General features: G+C 52.1%; 15 protein-coding genes. 6 read left to right on the top strand and 9 right to left on the bottom strand.

Features of this window, described 5'->3' with window-relative positions; genetic code table 11:
• Positions 1–19: 19 nt before the first annotated feature.
• Together NSQ22_RS14285 and ytrI are read left to right on the top strand one after the other, a co-directional pair.
• Entirely contained in the window at positions 20–361 is a 342-nt protein-coding gene (locus NSQ22_RS14285) for a YtrH family sporulation protein (RefSeq protein WP_008880866.1), read from the top strand.
• Entirely contained in the window at positions 358–861 is a 504-nt protein-coding gene (ytrI, locus tag NSQ22_RS14290) for a sporulation membrane protein YtrI (RefSeq protein ID WP_008880867.1), read from the top strand. The genes NSQ22_RS14285 and ytrI overlap by 4 nt, the downstream gene beginning before the upstream one ends.
• A gap of 125 nt (positions 862–986) precedes the next feature.
• On the opposite strand, the gene NSQ22_RS14295 is transcribed toward ytrI, so the two are convergent.
• Positions 987–1,934, bottom strand: a complete 948-nt coding sequence (locus NSQ22_RS14295) for a bifunctional oligoribonuclease/PAP phosphatase NrnA (RefSeq protein ID WP_008880868.1) — start codon at positions 1,932–1,934, stop codon at positions 987–989.
• A 100-nt stretch (positions 1,935–2,034) separates the two neighbouring features.
• Between NSQ22_RS14295 and NSQ22_RS14300 the strand changes: the two genes are divergently transcribed.
• On the top strand, positions 2,035–2,343 hold the full coding sequence (locus NSQ22_RS14300; protein ID WP_008880869.1) for a YtpI family protein: 309 nt from the start codon (positions 2,035–2,037) through the stop codon (positions 2,341–2,343).
• 185 nt (positions 2,344–2,528) lie between these two features.
• Here the strand turns inward: NSQ22_RS14300 and NSQ22_RS14305 are convergent, their stop codons facing one another.
• The 3 genes from NSQ22_RS14305 to NSQ22_RS14315 all read right to left on the bottom strand — a co-directional run bounded on the left by NSQ22_RS14305 (position 2,529) and on the right by NSQ22_RS14315 (position 5,341).
• Positions 2,529–2,891 (bottom strand): DUF4440 domain-containing protein, encoded by a 363-nt coding sequence (locus tag NSQ22_RS14305; protein ID WP_008880870.1) that lies wholly within the window; start codon positions 2,889–2,891, stop codon positions 2,529–2,531.
• 200 nt (positions 2,892–3,091) lie between these two features.
• Positions 3,092–4,399 (bottom strand): CBS domain-containing protein, encoded by a 1,308-nt coding sequence (locus tag NSQ22_RS14310; RefSeq protein ID WP_029760610.1) that lies wholly within the window; start codon positions 4,397–4,399, stop codon positions 3,092–3,094.
• Between the two features lie 261 nt (positions 4,400–4,660).
• The gene (locus NSQ22_RS14315; RefSeq protein WP_008880872.1) at positions 4,661–5,341 is read right to left on the bottom strand and encodes a metal-dependent hydrolase; all 681 of its coding nucleotides are present in this window, start codon (positions 5,339–5,341) and stop codon (positions 4,661–4,663) included.
• Between the two features lie 140 nt (positions 5,342–5,481).
• On the opposite strand from NSQ22_RS14315, the gene NSQ22_RS14320 reads away from it, so the two are divergent.
• Complete coding sequence (locus NSQ22_RS14320) at positions 5,482–6,576, top strand: Xaa-Pro peptidase family protein (protein ID WP_060476103.1); 1,095 nt, start codon at positions 5,482–5,484, stop codon at positions 6,574–6,576.
• Between the two features lie 152 nt (positions 6,577–6,728).
• Here NSQ22_RS14320 and ald read toward each other — a convergent pair whose 3' ends face one another.
• The 3 genes from ald to NSQ22_RS14335 form a co-directional block, all read right to left on the bottom strand.
• Positions 6,729–7,844: an alanine dehydrogenase gene (gene ald / locus NSQ22_RS14325; protein ID WP_008880874.1), complete on the bottom strand. Its 1,116-nt coding sequence runs from the start codon at positions 7,842–7,844 to the stop codon at positions 6,729–6,731.
• Positions 7,845–7,935: 91 nt separating this feature from the next.
• Positions 7,936–8,700: an SDR family oxidoreductase gene (locus NSQ22_RS14330; protein WP_008880875.1), complete on the bottom strand. Its 765-nt coding sequence runs from the start codon at positions 8,698–8,700 to the stop codon at positions 7,936–7,938.
• Positions 8,701–8,967: 267 nt separating this feature from the next.
• The gene (locus NSQ22_RS14335; RefSeq protein WP_008880876.1) at positions 8,968–9,111 is read right to left on the bottom strand and encodes a hypothetical protein; all 144 of its coding nucleotides are present in this window, start codon (positions 9,109–9,111) and stop codon (positions 8,968–8,970) included.
• Between the two features lie 111 nt (positions 9,112–9,222).
• Between NSQ22_RS14335 and NSQ22_RS14340 the strand changes: the two genes are divergently transcribed.
• Complete coding sequence (locus tag NSQ22_RS14340; protein ID WP_108438055.1) at positions 9,223–9,669, top strand: universal stress protein; 447 nt, start codon at positions 9,223–9,225, stop codon at positions 9,667–9,669.
• A gap of 90 nt (positions 9,670–9,759) precedes the next feature.
• On the opposite strand, the gene argH is transcribed toward NSQ22_RS14340, so the two are convergent.
• Together argH and NSQ22_RS14350 are read right to left on the bottom strand one after the other, a co-directional pair.
• Positions 9,760–11,139 carry an argininosuccinate lyase gene (argH, locus tag NSQ22_RS14345; RefSeq protein WP_008880879.1) on the bottom strand — a complete coding sequence of 460 codons (1,380 nt, stop codon included), beginning with the start codon at positions 11,137–11,139 and terminating at the stop codon, positions 9,760–9,762.
• A gap of 49 nt (positions 11,140–11,188) precedes the next feature.
• Positions 11,189–12,409: an argininosuccinate synthase gene (locus NSQ22_RS14350; protein ID WP_008880880.1), complete on the bottom strand. Its 1,221-nt coding sequence runs from the start codon at positions 12,407–12,409 to the stop codon at positions 11,189–11,191.
• 177 nt (positions 12,410–12,586) lie between these two features.
• Here NSQ22_RS14350 and NSQ22_RS14355 point away from each other — a divergent pair, with 177 nt between their 5' ends.
• Positions 12,587–12,919: a hypothetical protein gene (locus NSQ22_RS14355; protein WP_008880881.1), complete on the top strand. Its 333-nt coding sequence runs from the start codon at positions 12,587–12,589 to the stop codon at positions 12,917–12,919.
• Positions 12,920–12,994: the final 75 nt, after the last annotated feature.

Here is a 12,994-nt window from a genome sequence, read left to right on the forward strand (position 1 = left end):
AGAAAGGGCGGGGAAACAGATGAACGAAAAAGTGGCCTTTTTGCCAGCGTTTATTCAAAGCTATTTCATCGCGGTCGGCGTGCTGCTCGGCGGCGCCATCATCGGCGCGCTCGGCGCTTTTTTGAGCGGCGGCCAGCCGCTGACAGCCATGTATCGGTTCGCCGGCGATTTGCGCATTTGGGCGGTGGTGGCCGCCATCGGCGGGACGTTTGATACGTTTTATGTCGTCGAGCGGGGGCTGTTTCTTGGGGAAACGAAAGACATCGTACGGCAATTTTTGTTGATTTTGTCTGCCATGGGCGGCGCGCAAACAGGGGTAGCGATCATTACGTGGCTGACGCAGGAGCACATTTCGCCATGAGAATTTCTCCGCATTACCAATCCCCATCATGGCAGCGCTTTTTCGCCGGCGCAGCGATCGGAGCGCTGATTAGTTGGTTTGTCTTTTTATATATTTTCGGCGTCCTGCAGGAAAAACAAGCGCGGCATGTCAACGAGCTCAATGAGCAGATTGCTGATTTACAAAATGAAATTCGCATTTGGCAAGAGGACTATATCCATTACAACAAAGAAATGAAAAAAAAGCTGACCGTACAAGACGTTTCCGTCCATCTCGCCAACGCTAAGCAGTACAAGCTTGACTCGTACACGACGTTTCGCATCGAAGACAGCGTCAAAGAAGACTTGTCCCATTTAATTACAAAGGACATTGAAACAGTGTACAACAGCCGTGATTTGATCAAACGGGCCATCGAAAACAAAACGTATACGATCCACGAAAAACCATACCGTCTTCAAATTCATACACTCACGATTTTCACCATCTTAGCGGTCGAAGTCAAATTAACGCCGCTCCCGTAATCAATCTCCTGGTGGCGCGCCATTGTCCGCCGGCGGCAAAAGAGGGTGTCCCCAAAGGTCGGGACACCTTTTCTCATGACCATATCGGCGCATATGGGCTTTTTCCGGAAGAACAACTCCTTCCTTTACCGCTCGGCCCGACAGACGGCTTTCACATCTTCAACAATACGGTCAGCTTCTTCCCATGAAGCGATGGAAGCACCGGCCGCAAGCGGATGGCCTCCGCCGCCGTACTGTTTGGCGACAACATTAATGATCGGTCCTTTTGACCGGAAGCGGACGCGAATCTCCTTCTCTTCCTCAATGAAAAACACCCAGGCAACAATGCCATCGATATTGCCGAGCAATCCGACAAGCTGCGACGCTTCAAGCGGAGCAACGCCGTACTCCTCAAGAAGCGCCCGCGGCATTTTCACCGCCGCCACTCCTTCGTCGATCGTGAAATTCGACAGCACGTAACCGCTCAAACGCGCGAGCGGCAAGCTTGTTCGATACAGCCCGTCATACAACTCTGAGAGCGAAAAGCCGTACGAAATGAGCTCCCCGGCGTAACGGAACGTTTTTTCACTCGTGCGCGGAAACAAAAAGCGGCCCGTATCCCCGACAATACCGGCGTAGATTAAGCGTGCCGCCTCCACCGTCATCGTCAGCCCGTGATCTTTCCCCGCCAAATAGAACTCGTAAATCATTTCGCTTGTCGAGCTGGCTGTGGTATCGACCCACATCATATCACCGTACGGCGTGTCGTTCGGGTGGTGGTCGATTTTGATGAGTTTCCGTCCAAGCCGGTAGCGGCCGTCACAAATCCGCTCCTCATTGGCCGTATCGCAGACGATCACAAGCGCCTGTTCATACACATCGTCGTCAATGACATCCATTTTCCGCAAAAATGACAATGACGGATCATCTGTCCCGACTGCATACACCCGTTTTTCCGGAAATGACGCTTGAAGCAGCGCCGCCAATCCACCTTGCGACCCGTACGCATCCGGATCTGGACGCACATGGCGGTGAATGATGATCGTGTCAAATTGGCGAATCGCATCTAAAATTTGTCGGCATTGTTCTCTCATCGTTCTTCCCCTTTTGGATTACCTGTCATTTTCAACCGCTGGCCTTTTTTTCCGTTTCTATGTACAATGGGAAAAGAAATGGACAACGGAGGGATCATCTATGCCAGCACTGGTTATTTTCATTATATTTTCCTTTTCGTTTTACGTCTATTATAAAATCCGCTATGTCCGTGCGCAGCGCCCGATGGAGCGCCAGTTTTACTCAGCAAAATCGAGCATGGCACTTGGATTGTTTGTCGCATTGTTCGGCATCAACCAACTGTTTTTGTATTCAACAACATTAACGTACATCATCTCCGCCATTTTTATCGCCTTAGGCTTGGGCAGCGCTTGGGCCGGCTACCGCGCTTACCGTCATTATTTGCCGCAGGCGGCGCAAGAGGCGGAAGAAGCGGCGAAACGGGGATAAAAATCAAGGAGTGCACCGCAGACAGCATGGTCTAGGCGTGCGCTCCTTTTTCTCAAAAAGGTCGATGGTTGTGCAAAATGAGCGAGTTTTTCCGTTTGCCCCTCTCACTGTGCTTTTGCTGCGATTGGTTCCATAGAGTGCGATGTTTTCATCAATCTAAAGCACGTGTTCGTTTCATCGGACGGCTACCACGATTGTATGATCGTTCCTTGATGGAAAAACATTTGCCATCTCCCATCTACCTGCTTCCAAATGGAACTGCGCAACGTATGTTGCCTTCTTGTTTCATCTTTGACACGATATGTTGTTAGCACCACATGTTCTGTTAAAGGGTGTATATGAAAATCATAAAGAGTCATTTCTGTTGCACTAAGTCCACCCTCGCCAACGAAATCTTTTTTATACCAGACATTCCCCGAACTTCCGAATTCAAAAAAATCATCTGCAAGCAGCTTTTCCAACTCTGCTGGTGTTGTGCGAATGTTCGGGTCTAACAATCGTTCCTCTAATTGCTGTAAATGCTCTTTTAAGGCGAAATGATTTTCCAATTTTTTACTCCTCTCCCCCGTCTTCCATCGGTGGCGCTAAATCGTTGAGATGCCTCACTCTAGGAGCAACAGCTCCTCTCCTTCATCCTCTGGCAACATACAAACCGATATCCTCGCCTTGCTTTGCGTCCTTTCTCAGAAGTAAAAAGGGATGGTCGAATCGTTGGCATCGCCTCATCCCCTTCGTTTGCCTTCACCGTCTATCGGTCGATCAGCTGGCACATCATCATCGCCTTGCCGACGATCGCCCCTTCGTTATACACCTCGACATCTACTTTCCCGAATTTGCGCCCGAGTTCAAGCAACTTCGCCTTCACATCGACCGTGCTGTCGATTTGCACTGGCTTGATGAAGTAAATGGTTATGTTTTCCATCACTAAATCCCCGCGTTTGTACGCCCTCAGCATCCGTGCCGCCGCTTCGGTGACGATCGTCGTAAACACACCATACGAGAGCGTCCCTAAATAGCTTGTCATTTGCGGGGTGATCGCGCAGCGAAACAACGTCTCTTTGTCGCCTGACTCACGAAACTGGGCGGTGATAAGGTCTTCGATCGTCTCGCCGACTTGCGGCTGACGCTGTGCCATCTGCAGCGCTTTCAACACATCCTGTCGGCTAATAATCCCTTGCAGCCGGTGGTGATCATCCACAACCGGAAGAAGTTCGATCCCTTCCCACACCATAATGTGGGAAGCAAAAGCGACCGACGTTTTTCCATTCACCGTAATCGGCTGCTTCGTCATCACTTTTTCGATCGGCAGCTGGCGATCCATATCAAGTACGTCTTTCGCCGTCACAATCCCTTGTACTTTCCAATCGTCATCGACAACCGGGAAGCGGCTATGGCGCGTTTCCTTGTTTAATACATACCACCGCTCAATAGGGTCGTTGACGCGCAAGTACGCGGTTTTTTCCAGCGGGATAATAATATCCTCGACGAGCACAATTTCTTTTTTAATCAACTGGTCGTAAATGGCACGGTTGATCATCGTCGCCACGGTAAACGTATCGTAGCTCGTCGAGATGATCGGCAGCTGCCGCTCGTCGGCAAGTTTTTTGACGTGATCGGCCGTATCAAACCCTCCGGTGATGAGCACTGCCGCCCCAGCTTGAAGCGCCAGCTCATGCGCTTTTGTCCGGTTGCCGACAATCAACAAATCGCCCGCCCCGGTATAGCGCATCATCGCTTCCAGCTGCATCGCACCGATGACAAAGCGGTTGAGCGTCTTATACAATCCTTCTCTCCCGCCGAGCACTTGTCCGTCGACGATGTTAACAACTTCCGCATACGTCAACTTTTCAATGTTTTCCTTTCGCTTTTTCTCGATCCGAATCGTGCCGACGCGCTCAATCGTGCTCACATATCCTTTGTTTTCCGCATCCTTAATCGCTCGATACGCTGTGCCTTCGCTCACGCCCATTTCTTTGGCGATCTGGCGGACAGAAATTTTCTCGCCAATCGGCAACTGATGGATGTATTGCAAAATTTGCTCATGTTTTGTCGCCAACGGTCCTTCACCCTTTGCATATTGTTACTTTCATTATAACGGGCACAACGGCAGCGATTCAACGGGAAGGGGCTATGCGAAGGATGTGGCTCATCAAAAAACACAACCGGCAATCACCAATCACTCCAACCGCATCACCGCGCATCCACCCGTTTGACCAAAGGGGCATGTCGTCCTGTTGACAAAAAGAGAGGAAAGGTCAATTCCTTTCCCCTCAATGAACAGCGGCTAAAAGCGGTTTGTACTGCAAGGAACAGGCGGTTACAGCTCGATGCTTTCGCCCGGCTGCAAGGCGCGTCCGACGCCCGGCGGGAGAAGCGACACGAACTGTTGTGGATCTTGTGCGATCGGCGGGAACGTGTTGTAATGGATCGGCACGACCAGCTTCGCCCCAAGCCATTCGGCAGCCACCGCCGCATCTTCCGGTCCCATCGTGAAGCTGTCGCCGATCGGCAAAAACGCCACATCGATCGAATGACGCTCGCCGATCAGTTTCATGTCAGAAAACAGTCCGGTGTCACCGGCATGGTAGATCGTTTTGCCTTCGGCGGTGAACAAAATGCCAGTCGGCATGCCTAAATAAATGATTTGTTTGTCTTCTGTCACAAAGCCGGAGCTGTGAAATGCCTGTGTGAACTTCACCGTGCCAAAGTCAAATTCGCGCGCCCCACCGATGTTCATACCGAACGTCTCGACCCCTTGCCAGCTTAAATACGTCGCCAGCTCGAACGTCGCTACGACGAGCGCATTGTTCCGCTTCGCAATCTCGACCGTATCACCCACATGGTCGCCGTGCCCGTGCGTCAACAAAATGACGTCCGCTTTCACATCGGCTGCGTTCAAGTCGGTCGTTGTGTTGCCGGTGATGAACGGGTCGATCAAAATCGTTTTTCCGTTTGTTTCAATGCGAACAACTGAATGGCCATGGTAGCTGATTTTCATAGTCACATCTCTCCTTTCCACTTAAACATGGTTCGCCGCCGCGCGTTCATTTCCTTCTTTTCCCGCTTATCCATTTACAATTTGCCCGTTTCTTGGTACGCTCAAAATGAACGATAGCGAAAAAAGGAAGGAATGGAACGATGAATCAACGGCTGAAATCGTTATCATTATGGCTTCAACATCATGATGATTCATTTGCCTTCATCACGTCAAGCGCCAACGTCTTTTATTTAAGCGGATTTTGGTGCGACCCGCACGAGCGGCTGCTCGCGCTTCTCGTTTTTCCTGACGGCGAGCCCGTGCTCGTCTGCCCGCAAATGGAAACCGCCCGCGCCCGCCGGGCTGGTTGGGGGTATGCGGTGATCGGCTATGATGACAGCACCGACCCGTGGGAAGAAATTCACCGCCATCTGCAAGGACGAGCGATTAAAGCAAACACCATCGCCGTCGAGAAAAGCCATTTGTCATTCGCGCGTTTCGAGCGGCTTTCGGCGCTGTTTCCCAACGTCCAATGGCTCGACGCTGAAGAAACACTGCGTCAGCTTCGCCTTATCAAAGACGAGCAAGAAATGAAACGGTTGCGCCAGGCAGCCGAACTCGCCGACCGAGCGATTGAAATCGGCGTATCGGCCATCCGCCCCGGCGTAACAGAGCTCGAGCTCGTCGCTGTGATCGAATATGAACTGAAAAAGCTCGGCGTGGAAGGAATGTCGTTTCCGACAACCGTGCTGACAGGCGCGCGCACGGCCGATCCGCACGGCGTGCCGGGATCGGCAGCGGTCGCTTCGGGCGATTTCGTCTTATTCGATTTGGGAGTCATCGTTGACGGCTATTGTTCGGACATCACCCGCACTGTCGTCTGTCAAACGGCAAGCGACGAACAACGACTCATTTACGACACCGTCCTGCGCGCCCAACAAGCGGCGATTGATGCTTGCCGCCCGCAAACAGCTTTGGGCGCCATCGATCGCGCCGCCCGCAGCGTCATCGAACAGGCCGGCTATGGTCCGTACTTCACCCATCGCGTCGGCCACGGCTTAGGGATTGAGGTCCACGAACACCCATCCCTCCATGGCGCAAACGAAGAGCTTCTTGTCCCAGGGATGGTGTTTACAATCGAACCAGGCATTTACGTCCCCGCAATCGGCGGCGTGCGCATTGAGGATGACATCGCTGTCACCGACAGCGGGGGTCAGGTGCTGACATCGTTTTCAAAAGAACTGATCATCGTTTAACGTGCGGAGTTTAGAAACTGATTCTCTTGTCTAAACAGCGAAAGCTGCCCGCCGGCCTGCTGCAAGGCCGAGTTGGGCAGCTTTGCGGTTTATTGGCTTTGTTTCTTGCACCTTCTCCTTCGGGAATCACTGGGCGCCCCGCCACCATTTCATTACCCTAATACCTGATGAACATCCATATACGGCATATTGTGAGCCGCCGCTACCGCTTCGTACACGATGTGCCCGTCTAGCGTGTTGATTCCTTTTAACAATGCCGGATTGTCAAGACTCGCAGCGCGGTAGCCTTTGTTGGCGATCTGCAAGGCGTATGGGATCGTGACGTTCGTAAGCGCAAACGTCGAGGTGCGCGGGACAGCGCCCGGCATGTTGGCGACGGCGTAATGGACGATGCCGTGCTTGACGTATGTCGGGTTGTCATGCGTCGTCACTCGGTCGGTTGTTTCAAAAATGCCCCCTTGGTCGATCGCAATATCGACAAGTACCGAGCCCGGGGCCATCGAGCGAACCATCTCTTCGGTAACGAGCTTTGGCGCTTTCGCCCCCGGGATCAAGACCGCGCCGACGACCAAATCTGATTCGCGCACACATTCCGCGATATGGTATGGGTTGGACATTAACGTCGTCACATGGTCGCCAAACAAATCATCCAACTCACGCAGCCGATCGGCGTTGATGTCCAAAATCGTCACGTCCGCCCCGAGGCCGACGGCGATTTTTGCTGCGTTCGTCCCAGCCGTTCCGCCACCGATGATTGTCACTTTGCCGCGTCGCACTCCGGGTACACCGCCAAGCAAAATCCCTTTGCCGCCGTGCGGTTTCTCCAAAAACTGGGCACCGACTTGCACCGACATGCGACCTGCGACTTCACTCATCGGGGTTAATAGCGGCAGGGAGCCATTCTCCAACTGCACCGTCTCATAGGCGATGCCGACAACTTTTTGTTCAACGAGCGCTTTTGTTAGCTCTTCGGCCGCTGCCAAATGCAAATACGTAAACAAAATCAACCCAGGCCGAAAATAACGGAATTCCTCAGGCAGCGGTTCTTTCACTTTCAACACCATCTCCGCCGCCCACGCGTCTTCGGCGTTCGGTACGATCACCGCTCCGGCTTGTTCATATTCGGCATCTGAAAAGCCCGATCCGGCGCCGGCATTCGTTTCAACATAGACGTCATGCCCGGCTTTCACAAGCGTCATGACGCCAGCCGGTGTAATGGCGACACGGTTTTCATTATTTTTGATTTCTTTTGGAACGCCAATTTTCACCGTTCATTTTCCTCCTTTTTCCTTGCCACTTCCTCTTTTATTGTTCCCTGTTCAACCGGAAAGCAAACAGCAAAAGAAGACGGCATTGCGATCACCGGAAAAAGTGGCGATAGATGACGTTCGCTCCGCCGGTGACATCAATGACAGCGCCGGTGATGAAGTCCGAATCGTCTTCGCACAAAAAGGCGATGACACGAGCGATATCCTCTCCCGTCCCAGGCCGTCCGATGGGCGTTTCCTCATCACGCTTGGTGCGGGCATCTTGAATGTCCGCTTCTTTCATGTCGCCAACGATGTTGCCTGGACAGACCATGTTGGCGGTGATGCCGTATTCCGCCTCTTCGAGAGCGATCGTTTTCGTCAATGACACAAGCCCGACCTTCGCAGCGCTAAAGGCCGAACGATGCACCCATCCCGGGGCATCGGCCGCTCCTTGGAACCCATACGTAATGATGCGACCGAACCGTTGTTTCCGCATAATCGGAATCGTCCGCCTTACCAAATGGAACACCGAGCTCAAGTTGCCTTCCACCATCTCGTACCATTCATCTTCCGTATAATCGGCCAGCTTTTTCCGTTCAAAAATGTATGGTCCCGCGTTGTTAATGAGGAAATCAATGCGGCCGAACCGTTCCATGGCCGCGTCAACCAACGCCGCCAAATCGTCTTTGTTGGTCACATCGCCGCGCACAAATTGGAGACGATCGCTCGCGTCCTTATACCGTTCTTGAAGCAAGTGCACTGCCCGCTCATCGCTCCGGTAGTTAACCGTCACTGAATAACCTTTGTCCAGCAGCAGCTCCGTCACTTTTCGACCCAGCCCTTTCGCTCCAGCCGTGATTAAGGCGTGCCGCACTGTTCTCCCTCCTTGCCGCTATTCGCCTGTCTCATTTTTACTTTACTACAAACAGGAGAGAATTGGAACGCTCTGCCACCGACGTTTACGCTTAGAGAGGAGAGTGTCGGGAACACCCGTCCCACGGCAGGCTGTCAACCACGCCAGCCTCGTGCGCTCCACAGTGGGTGATGACGGATTCATCTCCCACTTATCCTCATGCGGTCGAAGTGAGGTCTTCCCGGGGCACGATGATAAAAAAATAACCATAGCGCGTTGTCGCTATGGTTATTCGCCGACTTCCCGGCGCGGGTCATAATACGATGCATCGTCATCATCAATCATACCGCTCTCATACGACTCAGTAATTTGCTGCGTAATCGTCCGTACTTCCTCCTCATCGTATGACCAGCCGTTGTACCGCTTTTCCATCATTTTTCCTCCTTGTTCACAAAATCGAAATATATGGTCTAGTTTCCCGCTAGAACGAGGAGGGTATACTACATATAGAAGTAACATTTATATCCAAGGGGAGTGGAGAACGTGACGACAACATACAAAACGATTGTCGTTGCTGTTGACGGCTCGAAAGAAGCAGAATGGGCGTTGAAAAAAGCGATCGAAATTGCGAAACGAAACAAAGCGAAGCTCATTTTATCCCATATTATCGATTTGCGCGGCTTTACGACTGTCGAGGCGCATGATTATTCTCTTGCCGAACGGTCGGAGCAGTACGCCAACGACCTGCTCGAACGTTATAAAAATGCGGTCATCGCCGCAGGACTCAACGACGTGGAGACCGACATTGAGTTTGGCTCGCCGAAAGTGAAAATCGCCAAGGACGTCGCTCTCAAATACAAAGCCGACTTAATCATTTGCGGGGCGACGGGTCTGAACGCGGTCGAGCGGTTCTTAATCGGCAGCGTATCGGAAAACATCGTCCGCTATGCAAAATGCGATGTGTTGGTCGTTCGGACACCAAAAGAATAGTATTCTCATCCGGTACGAACAAAGCTCATGCACATAGAAAAGAACCACACATGTTCCGTCCCTGTCCAAAAAAAAGAGCACCCCGTCATGTTACAGGGTGCCTAGTCTCTCTTTCACTTTGGCGAGCGTCGCGCGCACTTCCGCAAAACCGGTTCCGCCGGCGCTGTTGCGGCGATTGACCGCCGTACGCGGATTCAACGCGTCATAAATGTCTTCTTCAAACAGCGGCGACGCTTCCTTATACACCTCAAGCGGCAAATCGGCCAAAAAAACGCCTTGTTCGATGCAATGCAAGACGAGCTTGCCGACGACCTCATGCGCTTCGCGGAACGGCATGCCTTTGGCCGCCAGATAATCGGCGAGCTCCGTAGCGTTCGAAAAGTCTTGTTTTGTCGCCTTCTCCATCGCATCCACGCGCACATTCATCGTCTTGATCATGCCGGTGAAAATTTTCAACGAACCGATGACCGTCTTCACCGTATCGAACATGCCTTCTTTATCTTCTTGCATATCTTTGTTGTAGGCAAGCGGCAGCCCTTTCATCACCGTCAACAAGGCCATTAGGTGCCCGTAGACCCGCCCGGTTTTGCCGCGGATAAGCTCGGCCATGTCCGGGTTTTTCTTTTGCGGCATGATGCTGCTGCCGGTCGCAAACGCGTCATCAAGCTCAACGAACTGAAACTCTTGGCTTGACCAAAGGATGAGCTCCTCCGCCAGCCGCGATAAGTGCATCATGAGCATCGAGCTGTTGCTTAGAAATTCGATGATAAAATCGCGATCGCTTACAGCATCTAAGCTGTTTTCGTAAATGCCTTCAAAACCAAGGAGCTCCGCCGTCCGATGCCGGTTGATCGGGAACGTCGTGCCGGCGAGCGCCCCGGCGCCAAGCGGCGAGCGGTTGATCCGTTTCAGCGACTCGGAAAAGCGCTCATAGTCACGTTCTAACATCCACACATACGCAAGCAGATGATGGGCGAACGAAATCGGCTGCGCCCGCTGCAAATGCGTATACCCCGGCATGATCGTTTCGACATGCTTCTCGGCTTGAGACACAAGCGCCCGCTGCAGCCCGCGGATCAAGCTGAGAATCTCTTTGACGCGCTTGCGCAAGTATAGATGCATATCGGTCGCCACTTGGTCGTTCCGGCTCCGTCCGGTATGCAACTTGCCGCCGACTGAGCCGATGTCATCGATCAACATTTTTTCGATGTTTAAGTGAATGTCTTCATACGCGACCGAAAACTCCAGCTCTCCCCGCTTCGCTTTTTCGAGCAAGCGCAGAAGCCCGTCTTTTATTTTTTCGACGTCCTCGGCCGGCAAAATGCCGCACTCGCCGAGCATCGTCACATGAGCGAGGCTGCCTTCAATATCTTCTTCAACGAGCTCTTGGTCGAACGGGATCGATGCGCCAAACTCATCGACCCATTCTTCCGCTGTTTTTGTAAATCGTCCACCCCAAAGCTTTTTCACACATCACGCCGCAGAGGAATGCGACTTCCTCCTTCCTTTTCCCGATGTTTTATTGACCCGTCGACACCGATGATTTGTTTTGCTTATTCACAATGCTGTTGACTTTCGTCGGCAAGCCGTACAGCGAAATGAAGCCAACGGCTGCTTGATGATCAAATTCGTCTTCTGAAGTATACGTTGCCAATTTTTCATCATAGAGCGAGAATGGCGATTTGCGCCCTTCGACGATCGCATGGCCTTTAAACAGCTTCACACGCACAACGCCGGTCACGTTTTTCTGCGTCTCTTTCAAAAACGCGACCAACGCATCTTTGAGCGGCGAGAACCAGAGGCCGTTGTAAATGACTTCGGCGATTTTTTGCTCGATGAGCGGCTTGAAATGGGCAACTTCCCGCACAAGCGTCAAGTCTTCCAACTCTTTATGCGCTTTGATCAATGTCATGGCGCCTGGGCATTCGTACACTTCACGCGACTTAATGCCAACAAGGCGATTCTCGACATGGTCGATGCGGCCGACACCATGCTTGCCGGCGATGGCGTTCAGCTCCAAAATCATCTGTGCAAGCGGGTACGCTTTCCCGTTTAGCGTCACCGGTACGCCTTGCTCAAAGCCGATCTCGATAACATCCGGCACGTCCGGCGCATTCTCAAGCGAAGCTGTCAGCTCGTACGCCTCTTCCGGTGGTGCAGCCCACGGATCTTCCAAAATGCCGCATTCGTTGCTGCGTCCCCATAAGTTTTGGTCGATCGAAAACGGGCTATCAAGGTCAACCGGGATCGGAATGCCGTGTTTTTTCGCGTATTCGATTTCTTCCTCACGCGACCAGCTCCATTCACGAACGGGCGCGATCACGTCCAAATCCGGATTCAATGCTTTGATTGACACTTCAAAGCGCACTTGGTCGTTCCCTTTCCCCGTGCAGCCGTGAGCCACTGCCACCGCGCCTTCAAGCTCGGCGATTTCCACCAATTTTTTCGCAATGAGCGGGCGGGACAGCGCCGAGACGAGCGGATATTTTCCTTCATACAGCGCGTTTGCTTGCAAGGCGATGAGCGCGTACTCGTTCGCAAACTCGTCTTTGACGTCGATGACGTATGACTTGATCGCTCCGACTTTGAGCGCTTTTTCTTTCACAAAATCGAGGTCTTTCCCTTCTCCAAGGTCCAAGCAGCACGCGATCACATCATACCCGCGCTCCTGCAACCACTTAATCGCCACCGATGTATCTAAACCGCCGGAATACGCCAGCACTAATTTTGGATTTGCCATGGTTGTTCCCCTTTCTTTTCACATAAATATACTTAAACATAAATAAATATTCAATCTAATACACTATCACTTTATCAGCTTTCCAATGATTTTTCAATACTTATTCAAATAAAAGCATAAAAATTCGACTCCGAGCTGTCGTATGTTTTCGTATAATAGAAACAGGGAGGGGATAAGATGAACCGCCAATTTATCGATGACAAACGGCTCGGCATCCGCGTGCCGCAGTTGGACAAACGTTGGGAAGACTACAGCGCCGAAGAACAGGAAGCGATTTTGCTCGAGTGGGAAGCCATCCGTGGCTCCATCCCTGACCGCATCGCGACGCTGGAGCGGCAAATCAATGAAAAACAAGATGCGCTTAGCCACGAAGCCGATTTTGCGCGCTCGTGCCAGCTCAATGCTGACATCGCCGAACTCGCCTCGATTATCAACGATTTGTGGATTTGGTATCGCACCGTGCCATCCGTTTCATCACTCACAGAAGAAAAACAAGGTGAAAAACGGTGACATGCCCTCACGAATGAGTGCCAAGACCGTTTGGTGTTCTTTTAAAGACAGCAGACAAGCGTAACGGAAAGAGAA

The organism is Geobacillus sp. FSL K6-3411 (assembly GCF_037965715.1).
GTDB lineage: Bacteria > Bacillota > Bacilli > Bacillales > Anoxybacillaceae > Geobacillus > Geobacillus thermodenitrificans.